Genomic DNA, 18,987 nt, shown 5'->3' on the forward strand with positions numbered 1-18,987 from the left:
TTAATTAAGTGATTGGAATGTGTTTTGTAGCGGTTATACGTAAATCATCGCCTATTTTCACACACTCTTTAAACGTCAAATTAACGGTGTTTTGCATATCTGTCAGCGGTGCAAAATTAACTAAGCTTTTTGCATCGCCCCCCATTAGTTTAGGCGCGAGATAAAATATATATTCGTCTATTAAATTAAGCTCTGTCATTTTACCGGCAAGTGTAGCACCCGCTTCTAAATAAACATGATTAAATTGCAGCTTAGCAAGGTGCGCTAAAACAGACGTTAAATTAACTTTGTTATTTTGCTGTGGCACTTCTATATGCCTTACAAAATGCGGCCACTGCGTTGATTTATCAACCTTGGTAGTAAAAATTATTATTTCACTTTCAATATTAAATACTGCCAGCTCTGGTGTAAGCCTATTTTGTGAGTCAATTATAACACGCACCGGTTGGCGTAGGGGTAATTCAGTAGGCAAAGCCTGTGGCAACTCGCTTAACCTCACATTGAGCTTAGCATCATCGGTAATAACCGTATCGGCGCCCGTTAAAATAGCGCAGCTTTGTGCTCGGTGTAATTGTACATCTTGTCGCGCAGCGCTTCCGGTGATCCACTTACTTTGGCCATTTTTTAGCGCGGTTTTACCATCAATGCTGGCCGCCATTTTACACGTAACATACGGAAGTCCCTGCTCCATACGCTTAAAAAAACCTAAATTAAGTGCCCGCGCTTGCTGCTCTAAAAGCCCAAATGCAACCTCAATACCGGCATCGCTGAGTATTTTAAGCCCTTTACCTGCTACTTGTGGGTTGGTGTCGACCATAGCTGCAATAACTTTTACTACACCTGCGGCTTTTAAACCCTCTGCACACGGCGGAGTGNGTCCGTAATGGCTACACGGTTCAAGCGTAACATACGCTGTCGCGCCTTTTGCATTTTCTCCTGCTACAGCAAGGGCATTAACCTCAGCATGCCCCTGCCCAGCTAATTGATGAAACCCTTCACCAATTATGTGGTTATCTTTAACTAAAACACACCCTACATTAGGATTGGGGGTGGTTGTAAATCGCCCTTTTTTTGCAAGCTCGATGGCACGTGCCATGTACATTTCATCTTGCGCGGTAAAGGTTGTTTGGTTTTGCATTATTACTCCCCTAAACGGGCAATTTCTTCACCAAATTCGCGTATATCTTCAAACGAGCGATACACAGAGGCAAACCGCACATAGGCTACTTTATCCAGTTTTTTAAGCGCCTCCATTATGCACTCACCCACAAGGTGACTTGATATTTCTCTCTCGCCGGTAGCACGCAACTGCGATTTAATAATATTAACCACTTCATCCACTTGCTCTGTACTAACAGGGCGTTTTTCTAGGGCGCGATTAAGGCCATTGAGTAGCTTATCTTCATTAAAGGGTTCTCGGCTGCCATCTTGTTTAATCACACGTGGCATAACTAACTCGGCGCCTTCAAAGGTAGTAAATCGCTCGTGACACTCGTTACATTCACGACGACGGCGAACTTGGTGGCCTCCGCCGACTAGGCGAGAATCAATAACTTTAGTATCTTTTGCGGTACAAAATGGGCAGTGCATAACTCGGTACTTCCGTTTTAAAACAAAAAAGGCCGCTATTTAGCGGCCTTTTATCTTAGCAAAAAAATAGGGCCTGTTGGCCTTTCAGGATTAAATTTGTTCTATCTAGGGGTGATTTGATCGCGGCGCGAGGTTTGTAACCTAGTGGGCTAAGTAAAAACCGAGCAACAAAGAGTAAATCACCCCTAGGACGAACCCGAGGGCAGTGCATGTTTGGCATTTATGCTGCGTTATCGCCTATTTGTGTGGAGTAACCACACTACATAGACTCTGCCTTGCCTAAAAACCAAACATACTACTGCAAATTAAACCTCGAAAGGTAAACAGGCCCCTTGTTGTGATCTAAATTACTGCTGCTTATGCAATTAAGCGTATACAGGTAGTTTTGCACAAATTGCTTTAACTTTTTCTTTAACTTGCGCTTGTACTGACTCATCGTTGATGTTGTCTAATACGTCACAAATCCAGCCAGCAAGTTCTTTCGATTCAGCTTCTTTAAAGCCACGACGTGTAATTGCAGGTGAACCAATACGTAAACCAGAAGTAACAAACGGTGAGCGAGGATCGTTTGGTACAGAGTTTTTGTTCACAGTAATGTTTGCATTGCCAAGCGCTGCGTCTGCATCTTTACCTGTGATATCTTTATCGATTAAATCAAGTAAGAATAAGTGGTTTTCTGTTTTATCAGATACGATTTTGTAACCGCGCTCTTGCATAACAGCAACCATAGCTTGAGCATTTTTAACTACTTGTGCTTGGTATGTTTTAAATTCTGGTTGTAGAGCTTCTTTAAATGCCACTGCTTTTGCAGCAATAATGTGACATAAAGGACCACCTTGGCCACCTGGGAACACAGCGCTGTTAAGCTTTTTGTAAATTGCTTCGTCGCCACAAGCAGAAATAATTAAACCACCACGAGGGCCTGCTAATGTTTTGTGTGTTGTTGTTGTTACAACATGCGCGTGAGGTACTGGGCTTGGGTAAACACCCGCCGCAATTAAACCAGCAACGTGAGCCATATCAACGAATAAGTAAGCACCTACTTTATCAGCAATCTCACGGAATTTAGCCCAATCAACAATACCTGAGTACGCAGAAAAACCACCAATAATCATTTTTGGTTTGTGCTCAAGTGCTAGCGCTTCTACCTGTGCGTAGTCAATTTCGCCAGTTGCTTCGTCTAGCCCGTACTGGATTGCATTGTATAGCTTACCTGAGAAGCTTACGTGTGAACCGTGCGTTAAGTGACCACCATGAGCTAAGCTCATACCAAGTACAGTGTCGCCCGCTTCTAATAATGCTAAGAAAACAGCTGCATTTGCTTGAGAACCCGCATGTGGCTGAACGTTTGCATAGTCAGAACCAAATAGCTCGTTAGCACGATCAATTGCAAGTTGTTCAACAACGTCTACGTGCTCACAACCACCATAGTAACGTTTGCCCGGGTAACCTTCTGCGTATTTGTTTGTAAGCTGTGAACCCTGTGCTTCTAGTACGCGTGGGCTACAGTAGTTTTCTGATGCGATTAATTCAATGTGCTCTTCTTGGCGAGCAGTTTCTTTGTTTATCGCGTCAAATAACTCTGGATCAAAATCCGAAATATTCATGCTACGTTCTAACATTGGGGTCTCCTAGGGCAACGTGTATGGTGTTTTTTAGAGGCTTTATTGTACGCTTTAAACGACTCTTTGCCTACGCTCTTAAGTTGAGGATATTTAAACAGGGATTGAATCTATTTCACAGCGTTTTTAAGATGATATTTTTTTATAAATGCATTAATAATTTAAATGGCTTTTATTTTTTACATTTAATTAGTTAATGATAAATACTTTATTTAGCGCGTTCAAAATACAAAAAAAGCGGCCAAAGCCGCTTTTTTAACGCTAAGTTAGTTAGCCTAACTTAGCGAGTATTTCAGTGCGTAAAGCTTCATAATCAGGGTTAATGTCGCTTGCTAAACAAGGTTTAGCAAGTGCGTCGCTAAGTGGTTTTGGCATATCAAGTTCAATATTTAGAATCTCTTCTACACTTTCTTTAAACTTAGCGGGGTGAGCAGTTGCTAAAAAGATACCTGCTGCGCCGGGTGCTTTATTCTCTACAAGACCTTGGTACGCAATGGCGGTATGCGGCTCTGCAACATAACCAGTTTGTTGAATATTTTTCATCACTGCTTGCGTATTTTCTTCGCTCACACTGGTTGAGTAAAAATTATCGTAGCTAAACCAGTTATTATCTAACATTGTTTGCACACGTGGCCAGTTATTTGGCTTGCTCACATCCATCGCATTTGAAAGCGACTCAAGTGTGGCATTTGGCGCCCAATTTTTATCAAGCATGTAACGGGGCACGGTGTCGTTTTGATTTGTAGTCGCGCTTAGTTTACCCACCGGCAAACCAATTACAGCACCAATCATGGCGGCACATACATTACCAAAGTTACCACTAGGGACTGAAATATGCGCTGTAGCACGCTTTTCTTTTGGTAGCTGAGCAATGGCTTCAAAGTAATAACATACTTGTGCCACTAGGCGGCTAATGTTGATTGAGTTAGCTGAATTAAGGCCAAGTGTAGATTTAACTTCGTCATCTAAAAACGACTTTTTAACCAGCTCTTGGCAATCATCAAAACTGCCATCAACCGCGTAACAATGAATGTTGTTACCAAGCGTAGTAAATAGCTTTTGCTGAGCAAGCGAAATTTTGCCTTTAGGGTATAGAATAACCACATCTATATTTGGCTTGTTGTAAAACGCATGTGCAACAGCAGCGCCAGTATCGCCAGAGGTTGCCGTTAAAATCGTGACTTTTTCGCCTTGATTAAACTGTGCTAAACACTCAGCCATAAAGCGCCCGCCAAAGTCTTTAAACGCAAGCGTAGGGCCATGAAAAAGCTCTAAACAATAGTTATTGTCTTCAACCTCTACCAATTTTACGGGGAAGTTAAATGCATTTTTAACCATTTGAGCAACGGTATCAGCGGGTAATTCATCACCAATAAGGTGCGATAAAATTTTGCTACTGCGGGTAACAAAGTCCATATCTAATAACGCATCTACATCGGCGAGTGGCGCTAAGCTTTCAGGGAAAAATACCCCCTGATTACGCCCAAGCCCTGTTTTTACCGCTTCAACAAACGACACTTTTTGAGAATTTTCTTTTAAATTATGTAATTGCATAAATGCCTATCCTATAAAACTGTTAATTGGCGCGTGCCGTCGTTATCTAATTTACAAATGTGGCAAAAGCCCTGCTCATTTATATAGTTTTGCGCTAACCACTGCGCACATTTTTCAGCAGCTTCTAATGTTTTACACACTGTAAATAAAGTAGGGCCTGCACCTGAAATACTGACAATTTCTGCACCAAGCGCTGGCAAATTTGCTTTCGCTTCGCTAAACCCTGTTATTAACGGTGCTCGGTACGGCTCTGCTATATCGTCTTGCATAATGCTCAATGCATCATCAAAACGCTGCGTTAATAACAAACTGCTAAATGCCGATAAACGCTGTGCAAACTCAACCCCTGCATGCATGCTTAGCTCTTTAGGTAATACCGAGCGTGCCTTTGCGGTATTAAGCGAAAACCCAGGAAACGCCGCTACGTAGTACCAGTTTTCATCAACTGGTAGAGCAATTGACTTATCAGGAATTAAATCGCCTGTAAGCTGTAAGCCCCCTAAATAACACGGGGTGATGTTGTCATAATGACGTCCGCCACTGACAATCGCTTCAAAATCAGCCATTAATTCAATCAGCTCAACTTGGCTTAAATTGGTTTGAGCAAACTTATCAAGCGCAGCAAAGGTTGCTACCACCGAGCACGCACTCGAACCTAGCCCTGAGCCAATTGGTAAATTCTTTTTAAGCTCTAATTTTACACTTGGCATATCTGGCGCAACGTGCGCTCTAAAATGCACTAAACATTGATATGCTAGGTTTTCGCTCGCATCACTTGGTAACTTATGCGCATATTCGCCAGAGCAAACAAACTCATCGCTTGCTGCGGCGCTTACTACGGCTACATCACCTAATAAGCTGCCATCAATAGGCGCAAGCGCTGCCCCAAGTGCATCAAAGCCCACTGCAAAATTACCTATAGACGCCGGAGCATATACTTCTATCATAATGCTCTCCTAGCGCGATAACGTTTTTAATACGTCGGCAAATACGCCTGCAGCGGTTACTGCAGAGCCTGCACCGTAACCACGAATTACAAACGGGCGTGGTTGATAATACTGGCTTAAAATAGCTAATGCGTTTTCACCATCACGAATAACATTTAATGCATGCGATGAGTCTACCGCTTCAATACCTACTTTACAGTGGCCTTCTTTAATTGTACCTACATAACGAAGTACCTTGCCCTCTGCTGCCGCACTTTGAATACGGTCGTTAAACTCAGCATCTAAACTTGGCAGTTTAGCCATAAATTCATCTACGCTGTCACCTTGTGCAAAACCTTGAGGCAATACCGACTCTACTTCTATATCGCTAAGCTCTAATTTCATGCCAGCTTCGCGTGCAATAATAAGCAATTTACGTGCTACATCGGTACCCGATAAATCATCGCGTGGGTCTGGCTCTGTAAAACCGCTTTCTTTTGCTTTAATAGTTGCCTCAGAAAGTGATAAACCATCTTCTAGTACACCAAACATGTACGACAGTGAGCCTGATAAAATACCGCTAAACTCAAGTAACTCATCACCTGCACCAAATAACGACTGTAGGTTATCGATTACCGGTAAGCCTGCACCTACGTTTGTTTCGTATAAAAACTTGCGGTTATTTTTTTGTGTTGCTGCAATTAAGTCTTGGTAATAATCGTACGAGCTGGTTGTTGCTTTTTTATTAGCGGCAACCACATGGAAGCCCGCATTTAAAAAATCCACATACTGAGCTGCTAGCGCATCAGAAGACGTACAATCTACAAGCACAGGGTTTACTAAGTGATTTTGTTTTACAAACTGCTCAACTAAATTTAAATCAAACGCTTGCTCTGATACTGCAAGCTTTTGCTGCCAGTCATCAAATGCAATACCTTCGCTGTCTAAATGCAATTGACGAGAATTAGCAACGCCATATAGGTTTAACTTAATATTACGTTTTTCAAGCCACGCTTGCTGGCGCTCTAGCTGAGAAATAAGCTCTTGGCCTACTAAGCCACAGCCAAGTAAAAATACGTCAATTGAAGGGACGTGCGTAAAAAAGTTTTCATGGCATATTTTCACTGCATCGTTACACAGTTCGCCATCAATAACCGCCGAAATAGCACTTTCTGTAGAATCCTGCGCAATGGCTACAATGTTTACTTGGGCCTGGGCAAGAGAAGCAAAAAACTGTGCTGCTAAACCTTTGTGTGCGCGCATGTTATCGCCCACTAAAGTAACAATGGCAAGATTACGTTGTACTTGTACCGGCTCAATTAAGCCTGCTTGTAATTCAAGTTCAAATGCACTTTGCAAGGCTTCTAGTGCTAGCGCTAAATCGCTTTCGTGCACACAAAAGCTAATGCTAAATTCACACGATGATTGAGTAATTAATACTATCGATACGTTATCGTGCGCAAGGGCATTAAACACCTTAGAGGCCATGCCCACTTTACCTTTCATGCCAGGGCCTGACACGGTTAGCATTGCTAAGTCTTGTAAGCTAGAAAGCGCTTTTACTGGCTCATCAGATGAATAGTCGTTACCAATTAATGACCCTTGAGCATCTGGGTTATGGGTATTTTTAATTTCGCACGGTACGCCGGCTTTCGCACACGGTAAAATGGTTTTAGGGTGAAGTACTTTAGCGCCAAAGTAAGAAAGCTCCATCGCTTCTTTATAAGATAAGAAATCAACTTTAGTCGCTTTTTTGATGTAGCGCGGATCAGCACTGTACACACCATCAACGTCAGTCCAAATTTGGCAAATTTCAGCATCTAAACATGCCGCTGCAATAGCTGCTGAGTAATCAGAGCCATTACGACCAAGTGTAGTCAGTTCGCCTTGCTCGTTGCTTGCTGTAAAGCCTGGCATAATGTAAATGGTGGCTGGGTTTTCTTTAAGTACTGCTTGAAAGCGTGCTTTACTCGTTACTAAGTCGGCCTCAGCATCAATGTAGCCACCAGTAGAGGCAACACAACGCGTTGCTTCAAGGTATTGTGCATTGTGCGAGCTTAATAAACTTTGCATTAGCGATACGCTAACACGCTCACCAAAACTAATTACAAAAGCACGAATTTGATCTGGGCAACACTTAATAAGCGCCACACCATCTAGCTTATTTTTAAGCTCATTAAAATCTGGCCAGTTTGTTACTTCGCCACTGCTTTTTTCTACTTCTGCTTTTAATGTCTCGCACCGGCTTAGCAAAGCTTGCCATTGCTGAGAAAAATCTTGACCTTGCTCAGCGGCACTTGCCAGCGCAACTAATGAATCAGTCATACCTCCGGGTGCAGAAAGTACCAGTAACATTTCATCTTTTAACTGTGCTTTTACCAGCAAAGCTACTTGTTGCAAACAGGCAAAGTCGGCAAGCGAAGAGCCTCCAAATTTTAAAACGCGCATTATTTATGTTCCTCATCCCATAAAACGAAAAAAGGCCTGTGTTCTTAGTGAACACAGGCCTTTAAATTTGTTGCACCGACCTATGCCACTATCCAGTAAGAATGGTGGTTGTAATAATAATGGTCAGTGCGCGATTAATTGTTTTCATAGAGCTAAGACTGCCTTAACAAAGGCTATGCTGTCAACCCCAAATTAAAAGATAAAACAGCCTTTTTGAACATGAAAAAACCTAATGAATGCCAAATTTATGCAAAACTTCACTTAAAGCCGATTTATTAATAGGTTTATTTATAAAGTCGATAGCACCAAGCTGCGCGACTTTTTGCTTCATTTGTTGTTGTATATCAGCGGAGATCACCAGTACAAAACACTCAATTTTTTCTGCCTTAATGCGCTCTAGCACTTGTACGCCGTCAACTTCTGGCATGGTTAAGTCTAAACACAAAAGATCAAATTGCTGCAAGCGTAAAAGCGCCAGCGCATCGGCCCCGTTTGCGGCTTGTTGAATGTCGGCACTCACGCACTCATTTAAACAACGCACAACTTGTTTGCGTGCAACAGTGGAGTCATCACACACTAATATAGAAAATTTCATCATGTTAACTACTAAAATAACCTTCTAAAAATTATAAAAACGAGCCGTCCGTTGGTTTTTGCTATTCTAACACGTTCCTAAAACTCTAACACTTTGCTTGTTCGCATAATGTAATACTGTAACCTTACAATAAAACGTCAAACATTATTAATAATTGCTCTAGCTGCCTATTAAAAATCATCGTTTTTGTAATCTCAGTAGGCATTAAAATTAATTTAAATCAGTTTAGTGCACTATTATTAAAACAAAACGACTCAATAGCTGGGCTATCTCTTTAAAATATAAATTTTTTATTTATTTTTAAGGTTTTATTGACTAACTTTTAAGTTAGAAATTGCAACTTAGATATAATTACACCGGATGAGTAAATCCCATATGTTACAAAAAAGCCTTTCTAAGAAATTGTTAACTAATGTTTTATCAGTGTATTTTTTGCTTACCTTTGTGGTGACATGTGGACAGGTGCTTGCAGAATTTGTAAATACTAAAGACTACATTCGTGATGAGCTAAGTACGCTACAAAAAACCTTTAGCCGAAGCTTAACACGCGCAATTTGGGAACTAAATACAAAGCAAACAATTACAACCGCAGAAGGCTTACTTGCTATACCTATGGTGGAGGGCATTATAGTGCGCGACGACAGCGGTGAAATTATTTCGCAGCTGGGGCGCTCTTTGGATATACACAAACTTTATAACCAACAACTCGTACAAGAGGAAGTCATTATAGAGGACACCAAATCGGGTCTCTTTGGTTATACCTTTCCCCTAATTTTTGAATTTTCGGGGCGCGCTACTCAAGTAGGTGATGTGACCTTGTTCTCTAGCCGCGATGTGGTATTTAGCCGAATAATGGTATCTATTTACTTTTTAATTGGTAACGCCATGATCAAAACCACCTTTTTGATCATTCTGTTTTTAATGGCATTTAGAAAGCTGCTCACCGACCCTTTAAACGAGTTAACCGATCAAATAGAAAACTTAGAGCTTGATGACTTAGAAGGTCAACACATAGACATTGAGACCGAAGAGCATAACGAGCTAAACGTTATGGAGCAGTCTTTTAATAACTTAATAGATAAAGTAGTTCAATACAGAAAAGAGCTTGAGCATACCCAACGTGAGTTGATTGTTAGTAACGAAAAGCTCGACCAGCACAATATACAGCTTGAGCAAGATGTTGCCCGTAAAACGTCAAACTTAAGCCAAGCTATGATGGATTTACAACAGCAAAAGTACGAACTAGAAAAACAAAAGCTGGTACTAACCGAAGAAGTTGATTTACGCAGACATACCGAAGAAGAATTATTAACTAAACAAAAAGAGCTTGAACGCTACCTTGACGAGCTAAGCCTTGCTCAAGAGCGCTTAGTAGGCACCGAAAAAATGGCTGCACTAGGCGGATTAGTCGCGGGTATTACACACGACATAAATACACCTATAGGGATTGGTGTAACTGCTATATCGTTTTTACAAGAGCGTTTAAACACGTTAGAAAATGCCTACAAAGAAAAAAAGTTATCGCCCAAAGCATTAGAAGAGTTTATAAACGAAGCCAAGCAAAGCACGAGCTTGCTTACAACCAACCTTGATAGAGCCTCTGAGCTTATTGCCAGCTTTAAACAAATAGCGGTAGACCAAGCCAGTGAAGCTGTAAGAACAATTAACTTTAAAGATTATTTAAACGAAGTAATTTTATCGCTCCACCCTAAACTTAAAAAAACCAAGCACACCATAAATTTACAGTGCCCGGATGATTTAGTTCTTAACCTGCCTGCAGGGGCAATTAGCCAAATTTTTACTAACTTAATTATGAACTCAATTATTCATGGTTTTGATAATATTGCGCAGGGCAATATTGATATAAATATTAGCGCCGATGACACACTCCTTATTATTGACTACACCGATAACGGCAATGGCGTAACAAAAGAGCAATTAGCCAAATTGTTTGACCCATTTTTTACGACAAAACGCGACCAAGGCGGCAGTGGGTTAGGCACACACATAACCTTTAACTTAGTTAAGCAAACACTTAGCGGCTCAATAGAGGCAAGCAGTGAGCCTGGCAAAGGGCTTCATTACCATATTGAGTTTCCTAAAAACATGCCAAAGCCCTTATTTAATCAATAACGGCTTTGCTTAAAATCAGCCATTTCGAGAACCCCATTTTATTGCTATGATTGAGCAAATTTAAAAGATGGAAAAGTTACCTTATGTGGTTTAGTAACCTGATTTGTTATCGCTTTAAGCAAGATGTTTCGTACACTCAAGAAGAGTTTGAAAAAGCGTTAGAACAAGATGTATTTCGCCCTTGTGGCTCTCAAGACCTTTCTACATTTGGTTGGACAAAAGCATTTGGTAAGCATGGTGACTCGCTGGCGCATTTTTCACAAAAAAGCATTTTAGTATGTGCCAAACGTGAAGAAAAAGTGCTGCCTGCATCTGTTGTTAATGAAATGGTTGCCGAAAAAGTAGATCAAATAGAGGCGGAAGAAAACCGCCCTGTTAAAAAGAAAGAAAAAGACGAGTTAAAAGAAAACATTTTAACTACCTTATTACCTCAAGCGTTTAAAAAATCGAGCCTACAGTTTGCTTTTATTGACCAAGAAAACGGCTGGGTTGTAGTAAACAGCGGCAGTTTTAATAAAGCAGAAGAGCTACTTGCATTGCTGCGTAAGTCTCTGGGCACATTACCGGTAGTACCTGCTTTTGCAAACTACGACCTAGATGTATTTTTAACTGATTGGTTAACTAACTTCAGCACCCCTGAAAACTTTGCTATAGGTTTTGATGCTGAGCTAGAAGAAGCCGACGACAGTGGCGCACAGGTTAAACTAAAAGGTCATGATTTATCGTGTGATGAAGTTAAATCGCACCTAGAAAATGGTAAACGCGTGACCAAACTTGCACTTGATTGGCAAGAACGCCTGAAGTTTATGCTGCAAAACGATGGCTCTATCAAGCGTTTAAGCTACTCAGAAACTTTAAAAGAAGAAAACGCCGATATTCCTAAAGAAGATATGGCGGTTAAATTAGATGCTGACTTTATTTTAGCCTCAGAAGAAATAAAGCTACTGCTTGAAGAACTGACGGCCGGTTTAGGTGATGCAGAAGATTTATAAAACGCTAAAAATATAAGCGCTATTAAAACCAAAAAAAGCACGACTTAGTCGTGCTTTTTGCTTTTACCTTTATAGCTGCTAATTAGCTAAATGTGTCTTTTACATTTTCGAGCATGTCGTTGTATTCGTCACTTGAAAATAGCTGCATAGAAGGAATAACGCCTTTATCTATGTAAGTTTGTAAAGCCGCTGATTTATCAGAAACCTGTAAAGTCCCCTCTAAAATAGCGCCAATACGAATAAAATCAACATAACCAATCTCTTCAGGGCGATACGTAGGGTCGGCCCAATGTCTAGCCACATTTACAAATTCAGGTGGAAACTCCCACGCTCCCATAATTGAGCCACCAATTTTACCACTGAGCTTTTGAATTGCATGTGCTAAAAAGCTTGGGTTAGCAAACACCTCTGGGTGGCGCTCAGCTTCGGTTAAAATAGGCAATACACCAATGTTATATACCAACGACGCCAACGTAATAGCGTCACTATTTAACGATGTACGTTTATTATTTTGTAAATAAAACGCCATTAGCGTTATTGAATGCCCCGCCACATTTAGCGTTTTTTGCCACGCTTTACTCATGTAGCCTTTTATTAGCTCATTATTAGAAACAAACAGCTGCTCCATTGCCATTGCGGTTGCTATATTTTTAATTTGGCGTAAACCAATGCGCGTAACCGCTTGCTGTAAGTTAGACACTTTAACCGCTCGGCCCATAATTGCACTGTTAGCCACTTTAATCATGCGCGCTGAAAGAGCTGGGTCTTGCCCAATCACGTCAGACATTTGCATTAGGTTTACATCAGGGTTATCGGCCGCTTGGCGCACTTTAATTGCAACTTCAGGTAACGTAGGTAAAACCAAAGTGTCGTTATTGATTCTATCAACCAAAATCGTTAATAGTGCATTTTCTGTAGACATAGAACTGTCATCCTTTTGTTTCTGGGCCGCAATGCAACTGCTAACCTCGGATAAAATGAGTAATACAATGAGTATTATCTAACTTACCGATAAAGTTAAGAAAATTATATAAATTAATTGTTATTATCGCCTGCAGACGCGGTACACCGCCAAACACTTGCTATTTACCATTTAGTTTTGCTTTAATGCAGTCACTATAAGGAAACGTTTGTACGCGCTAGCAATTAAATTTAAGCGTACAAATAATTAAACTTACTTTTTTAACAGGCAATCAAATGATCTTAAACAAAATTAGCCAAGCAATTTTACTCTCAGGCGTCGTTTTTCTTAGTGCATGCTCAGAGCAAGCCCCCTCTTCGACCGAAGCCACAGGTGTAGAACTTGCTCAAAAAAGTGCCGCGCAAGCTGGCCCAGATTTAATTAATATTGATAAACAACGTTTAGATATTTACACCGACTTTAGCCTAGAAGCCGACCTATCTCATTTAAGTGAGAATCAAAAAGCCATGGTTGCTAAGCTTATCGATGCCTCTAAAATTATGGACGAGCTATTTTGGAAGCAGGCTTTTGGCGATAATAAAGACGCTTTTTTAGCAAAGCTAAGTGATGAAAAAGTACGTAAATTTGCTGATATTAACTACGGTCCTTGGGATCGTTTAAACGGTGACGAACCGTTTTTATCAGGTTACAAAGAAAAAGCTCTTGGCGCACAATTCTACCCAGCCGACATAACAAAAGAAGAGCTAAATAACGCCGACGTAGAAGATAAAAAAGGCCTTTATTCATTAATTAAACGTGATGAGCAAGGTAACCTTTACAGCGTGCCTTACTCAAAAGAATACGCTGAGGAGTTAGCTAAAGCAGCAGATTTATTACGTGAAGCCAGTAAGCTTGCCGATGACAAAGAATTTGCTAATTACTTAAACCTACGTGCTGATGCACTGCAAAAAGATGATTTTCAGGGTTCTGACTTTGCCTGGATGGACATGAAAAATAACCCAGTTGATGTGGTTATTGGTCCAATTGAAACTTACGAAGATCAACTCTTTGGCTACCGCTCTGCTTATGAGTCGTATGTACTAATTAAAGATTTAAAATGGAGCGAGCGCCTAGCTAAATTTGCGGCCTTTTTACCAGAGCTTCAAAAAGGTTTACCGGTAGATGCTAAATATAAGCAAGAAGTGCCAGGCTCAGACGCCGATTTAAATGCTTACGATGTGGTTTACTATGCAGGTCACTCAAATGCGGGCAGCAAAACGATTGCCATTAACTTACCAAACGATGAGCAAGTACAGCTTGAAAAAGGCACGCGTCGCCTGCAGCTTAAAAACGCAATGCGTGCAAAATTTGATAAAATTTTAGTGCCAATTGCTGAGCAGTTAATTGTACCAGAGCAACGTAAGCATATTACCTTTAACGCCTTTTTTGCCAATACCATGTTTCACGAAGTGGCTCATGGCCTAGGTATTAAAAACACCATTACAAATAAAGGCACTGTGCGCCAATCATTACAAGAGCACGCAAGTGCACTTGAAGAAGGTAAAGCCGATATTTTAGGTTTATACATGGTTGAACAGTTACTTAAAAAAGGCGAAATTACCGAAGGCACATTAGAAGATTACTACACCACCTTTATGGCGGGTATTTTCCGCTCAGTACGTTTTGGTGCATCAAGCGCACATGGTAAAGCCAACATGATCCGCTTTAACTTTTTTGCACAAGAAGGCGCTTTTTCTAAAAATGAAGAGGGTTTATACCGTGTAAATATGGAAAAAATGGGCGTGGCTATGGCTAAGCTGTCGCGCTTAATTTTAACATTACAAGGTGACGGCGATTACGAAAAAGTAGATCAACTAATTACCACTCATGGCGATATTAAAGAAGAGCTTGCTAAAGACTTAGAAAAACTAAGCCAAGCGAATATTCCGGTTGATGTAACCTTTAAACAAGGTAAAGACGTGTTAGGCCTTAACTAACCCAACACGTAATACTTTGTAATAGTTTAATAAAGCGCTGTAGTTTATAACTGCAGCGCTTTTTTTAGCGCTATTATTTGCTCATCTGTGTATGGTTTTGCAGGAAACTTACCCCACACCGGTGCAGGCCACGCAGCATCAGTTGTAAAACGTGCAATATGATGAATATGTAATTGCGGCACCATATTGCCCAAAGCGGCCACGTTTAATTTATCAGGGCTAAACACTTGCATAATAAGTTTGCTGAGTTTGGCCGACTCTTTTAAATATACAATTTGATCGGCATCAGATAAATCGATGATCTCTTTTAAATTAGGTTTTCTGGGTACCAATACAAACCAAGGGTATTGGCTGTCGTTAAGTAATAACACCTTACATAAAGGCCAATCTGCCAGTTCTATACAATCGCGCTTAAGCTCTGGGGCGAGTTCAAAAGTGTGGTTCGTCATCGTCACATCCTAGTTAGTCTTTAATAATGGCCACTTTATAGCATTTATTTGCAGTTGCACACGCTTAGCTTTACCATTTAATACAATATTTATAATAAGCTAAGGCAACCTTGTGCTAAAAAAAATAAAACACTTAACCCTCGCACTACCGCTAGCTGTTGGCGCACTGAGCGTACAAGCAAAACCATTATCGCTAGAGCGTATTTTTGATGATCCGAGCTTGTCGGGTAAAGCTCCCGTACAACTTAAGTTTTCACCAGACGGTAGCCGCGTAACTTACCTGCAAGGTAAAACCGATGACTACAACCGTTATGATTTATGGGAATACAACTTAAAAGATAACACCAACAGAATACTGGTTGATTCTGCAAAGCTCTTTTCAGGCCCAGAAAACCTCTCTGATGAGGAAAAAGCACGCCGCGAACGTCAACGTATTTTTGGTAAAGGTATTTTAGAGTATAAATGGTCTAAAGACGGCAAAGCCCTGTTATTCCCACTCAATGGTGACCTGTATTATTACGAGCTTGCATCTGGTAAAAGTAAAAAACTTACCAATACAGAAGCGTTTGAAACCGATGCCCGTTTTTCTCCTAAAGGTAACTATGTATCGTTTATTCGCGAGCAAAACCTTTACGCTTTAGCGCTTGATTCAGGTAAAGAAATACAACTGAGCAAAGATGGCGGCGGCGTTATTAAAAACGGCATGGCCGAATTTGTAGCACAAGAAGAAATGAGCCGTATGACTGGCTACTGGTGGGCTGGCGATGAATCTAAAATTGCATTCACTCGCGTAGATGAAACCCCAGTAAAAGAAGCCATCCGTAACGAAATTTATGCAGACGAAGTAAAGCTATTTAATCAACGTTACCCATTTACAGGTACCGACAACGTTGAAATACAACTTGGCGTTGTGTCTTTAAATAATCAAAACGTTGACTGGGTTGATTTAGGTGACGATAAAGACATTTACATTGCACGTGCTAAATGGCTAAAAGACAGCACTACCCTTTCGTATCAATGGCAAAATCGCTCACAACATAAGTTAGAACTACGTTTTTACAATAGCGATACTAAAACGCAAAAAGTAGCGCTAACAGAAAACAGCGATACGTGGATCAATTTAAACTTTGATCTGCATTTCTTAAAAGACAAAAAGCATTTTGTATGGGCTTCTGAGCGCGATGGTTTTAAACACCTTTATTTGTACCGCACTAATGGCCAGCTAATTCGACAAATCACTTCAGGAGACTGGGTTGTTGATAGCTTAAAAGGCGTGGATGAGAAAAAAGGCATAGTGTACTTTGCAGGACGTAAAGACACCCCGCTTGAAAGCCATTTATACAGCGCACCACTGTTTAAAAAAGGCAATATTAAGCGCATTACCGAACAAGGCCAATACCACAAAGTGGTAATGGCTAAAGACAGCAAAACGTTTATTGATAATAGCTCATCGGTAAACAAGCCTAACTCGGCGGCACTACGTAAAGTAAACGGCGAATTTATCACATGGCTTGAACAAAATAAGCTTGATGATAGCCACCCATTAACACCTTATTTAAGTGATTTAGCAACTCCAGAGTACGGTACAATTAAAGCTGAAGATGGCCAAGAAATGCATTACCGCTTGTTTAAACCAAGTAATATTGCAGACGGTAAAAAGCACCCAGTAATTGTTAATGTATACGGCGGCCCGCATGCACAACGCGTTACAAATAGCTGGCGCAGCAAAAACTTGTACTTTCAATACATGGCGCAACAAGGCTATGTTATTTTTCAGCTCGATAACCGAGGCTCTTACAACCGTGGTAAAAAGTTTGAAGACGCTATTTACAAGCACTTAGGTGTTGTAGAAGTAGCAGATCAAATTAAAGGCGTTGAGTTTTTACGCACGCTTGATTACGTAGACCCACAACGCATTGGTATTTATGGCCACAGTTATGGCGGNAAGCCGGTGTATCGGGAGCACCAGTTACTGACTGGGCACTTTACGACACCCATTACACTGAGCGCTACCTTGGTCATCCTAAAACCAATGCCAAAGGCTACGAAGACAGCGCCGTATTCCCATACGCTGATGGCTTAAAAGGCCCATTAATGATTTACCATGGCATGGCAGATGACAACGTGTTATTTACCCACGCCACTAAATTATTTAAACAACTACAAGATAACGAAAAACAGTTTGAAATGATGACCTACCCAGGCTCAAAACACAGCTTACGCGGTAAACAGGTGCAAACACATTTACACCAAACCATCACAAACTTCTTCAATCGACATTTTGATGTTAAATAATCATATGACGACTAAATAGACTAAAGGCTGATTGAAAAATCAGCCTTTTTTTTGTCTTAATAAGTTAGTAAGCCTAGATTAAACGCTTTTTTTAGCTACGCTTATTCTATGCGCTAAGGCGTACACTAATTGAGGACAAATTAATGCTTAACCTACGTAGTTTCAGTATTTTCCAGCGTTTTTTACTGTTAATAGCCATTGTTGTATTTGGCCTAATAGTACTTAGTATATCTAGCCTAACTCATCAATATAGCTCACTCAAAAACGAGCAATATCTAAAAACCCAAAATGTAGTAGAAACAGCATACAGTGTTATTGAGCATTACCACCAGCTTGAACAAAACAATACACTCACACAAGCGCAGGCTCAATCACAAGCACTGGCCGCTATAAAAGCGCTGCGCTATGACAAAACAAATTACTTTTGGGTAAACAACTACCAGCCCAAAATGGTAATGCATCCAATAAAGCCTGCGCTTAACGGTAAAGACTTAAGTAATAATAAAGACCCCGACGGCAAAGCACTTTTTGTAGAAATGGTGAACATTGTAAAACAACAAAAAGAAGGTTTTATACCTTATAAATGGCCAAAACCAGGAAAAGATCAGCCGGTAGATAAAGTCGCATTTGTAAAAGGTTTTAGCCCGTGGCAATGGATTATTGGCTCAGGCGTATACCTAGATTCAATAGATGATGCATTTAGCGAGCAGCGTAATCTCATCATAATTAGCGCCTTAGTTATGATTATTGCTGTCATTTTATTAAGTTACTTTATTGGTAAAAGTATACTCACGCCTACTCGTCTTGCCGCAGACATGATGAAAAACATATCGCAAGGTGAAGGTGACTTAACACGTACGCTAAGCGAATCGGGCAATGATGAAATATCAGAGCTATCACGCTCTTTTAATTTATTTGTTTTAAAAATGCGCGAGTCGTTAGTGCATGTATCGCACAGTGCAGATGATGTAAGCAGACACGCTCACACGGTGGATGAGTCAAGTAGAACAAGCCATTCCTTCATTGAGCTACAAAACGACAGTTCCACACAAGTAGCCGCCGCCATGGAGCAAATGACGCACCAAATTCATGATGTGAGTCGTAATGCCGACGCCGCAGAACAAGCTGCCAATGATGCAGCGCACAATGCCTCAACCGGTAAAAACGTGGTAGCGAATACCATTACCGCCATAGAAACACTCTCAAGTAATATAGAAACAGTGAGCCAAGTAACTGAAGATTTAGCAAACGAAAGTAACAATATAGGCTCTGTGCTTGATGTGATCAGAAGTATATCGGAGCAAACAAACTTACTTGCACTCAACGCTGCTATAGAAGCGGCTCGTGCAGGCGAGCACGGCAGAGGGTTTGCAGTTGTTGCCGATGAAGTGCGCACATTAGCCAGCAGAACTGGGCAAAGCACAGATGAAATTCAAACCATGATCACTAAATTACAAGAAGGCGCTAAAGCGGCTGTAGAGGCGG

Annotated in this window: 13 protein-coding genes and 1 pseudogene; 5 read left to right on the forward strand and 9 right to left on the reverse strand. The window is 40.8% G+C overall.

Translation table 11 applies throughout. The features are described from left to right. Positions 1-4 precede the first annotated feature (4 nt). The 7 genes from ribD to L650_RS0116365 all read right to left on the reverse strand — a co-directional run bounded on the left by ribD (position 5) and on the right by L650_RS0116365 (position 8,738). A complete protein-coding gene (gene ribD / locus L650_RS0116335; protein WP_029773771.1) occupies positions 5-1,138 on the reverse strand; it encodes a bifunctional diaminohydroxyphosphoribosylaminopyrimidine deaminase/5-amino-6-(5-phosphoribosylamino)uracil reductase RibD in 1,134 nt (377 codons plus the stop codon). 2 nt (positions 1,139-1,140) lie between these two features. Continuing rightward, positions 1,141-1,590, reverse strand: coding sequence for a transcriptional regulator NrdR (nrdR, locus tag L650_RS0116340; protein WP_004586861.1), 450 nt, complete (start codon positions 1,588-1,590; stop codon positions 1,141-1,143). 365 nt (positions 1,591-1,955) lie between these two features. Then, positions 1,956-3,212 (reverse strand): serine hydroxymethyltransferase, encoded by a 1,257-nt coding sequence (glyA, locus tag L650_RS0116345; RefSeq protein WP_024031685.1) that lies wholly within the window; start codon positions 3,210-3,212, stop codon positions 1,956-1,958. A gap of 270 nt (positions 3,213-3,482) precedes the next feature. Then, positions 3,483-4,766 (reverse strand): threonine synthase, encoded by a 1,284-nt coding sequence (gene thrC / locus L650_RS0116350; protein ID WP_029773772.1) that lies wholly within the window; start codon positions 4,764-4,766, stop codon positions 3,483-3,485. Positions 4,767-4,777: 11 nt separating this feature from the next. After that, on the reverse strand, positions 4,778-5,713 hold the full coding sequence (gene thrB, locus L650_RS0116355; RefSeq protein ID WP_029773773.1) for a homoserine kinase: 936 nt from the start codon (positions 5,711-5,713) through the stop codon (positions 4,778-4,780). Positions 5,714-5,722: 9 nt separating this feature from the next. After that, on the reverse strand, positions 5,723-8,140 hold the full coding sequence (gene thrA / locus L650_RS0116360; protein WP_029773774.1) for a bifunctional aspartate kinase/homoserine dehydrogenase I: 2,418 nt from the start codon (positions 8,138-8,140) through the stop codon (positions 5,723-5,725). Positions 8,141-8,369: 229 nt separating this feature from the next. Next, positions 8,370-8,738, reverse strand: a complete 369-nt coding sequence (locus L650_RS0116365) for a response regulator (protein ID WP_024031682.1) — start codon at positions 8,736-8,738, stop codon at positions 8,370-8,372. A 372-nt stretch (positions 8,739-9,110) separates the two neighbouring features. Here L650_RS0116365 and L650_RS0116370 point away from each other — a divergent pair, with 372 nt between their 5' ends. Then, positions 9,111-10,868, forward strand: coding sequence for a sensor histidine kinase (locus L650_RS0116370; protein ID WP_029773775.1), 1,758 nt, complete (start codon positions 9,111-9,113; stop codon positions 10,866-10,868). Positions 10,869-10,951: 83 nt separating this feature from the next. Further along, positions 10,952-11,860, forward strand: coding sequence for a recombination-associated protein RdgC (rdgC, locus tag L650_RS0116375; protein WP_004586854.1), 909 nt, complete (start codon positions 10,952-10,954; stop codon positions 11,858-11,860). Positions 11,861-11,942: 82 nt separating this feature from the next. On the opposite strand, the gene L650_RS0116380 is transcribed toward rdgC, so the two are convergent. Beyond that, on the reverse strand, positions 11,943-12,782 hold the full coding sequence (locus L650_RS0116380) for an HDOD domain-containing protein (RefSeq protein ID WP_004586853.1): 840 nt from the start codon (positions 12,780-12,782) through the stop codon (positions 11,943-11,945). Positions 12,783-13,057: 275 nt separating this feature from the next. Here L650_RS0116380 and L650_RS0116385 point away from each other — a divergent pair, with 275 nt between their 5' ends. Next, positions 13,058-14,758, forward strand: a complete 1,701-nt coding sequence (locus tag L650_RS0116385) for a dipeptidyl-peptidase 3 family protein (RefSeq protein WP_029773776.1) — start codon at positions 13,058-13,060, stop codon at positions 14,756-14,758. 44 nt (positions 14,759-14,802) lie between these two features. On the opposite strand, the gene L650_RS0116390 is transcribed toward L650_RS0116385, so the two are convergent. Further along, the gene (locus tag L650_RS0116390) at positions 14,803-15,207 is read right to left on the reverse strand and encodes an HIT domain-containing protein (protein WP_004586851.1); all 405 of its coding nucleotides are present in this window, start codon (positions 15,205-15,207) and stop codon (positions 14,803-14,805) included. 112 nt (positions 15,208-15,319) lie between these two features. On the opposite strand from L650_RS0116390, the pseudogene L650_RS0116395 reads away from it, so the two are divergent. Together L650_RS0116395 and L650_RS0116400 are read left to right on the forward strand one after the other, a co-directional pair. Beyond that, a pseudogene (locus L650_RS0116395) lies at positions 15,320-17,502 on the forward strand (DPP IV N-terminal domain-containing protein). Between the two features lie 143 nt (positions 17,503-17,645). After that, on the forward strand, positions 17,646-18,987 hold a 1,342-nt coding region (locus tag L650_RS0116400; protein WP_029773777.1), incomplete at its 3' end, for a methyl-accepting chemotaxis protein.

It is taken from the genome of Pseudoalteromonas sp. TB51, from assembly GCF_000498055.1.
GTDB lineage: Bacteria > Pseudomonadota > Gammaproteobacteria > Enterobacterales > Alteromonadaceae > Pseudoalteromonas > Pseudoalteromonas atlantica.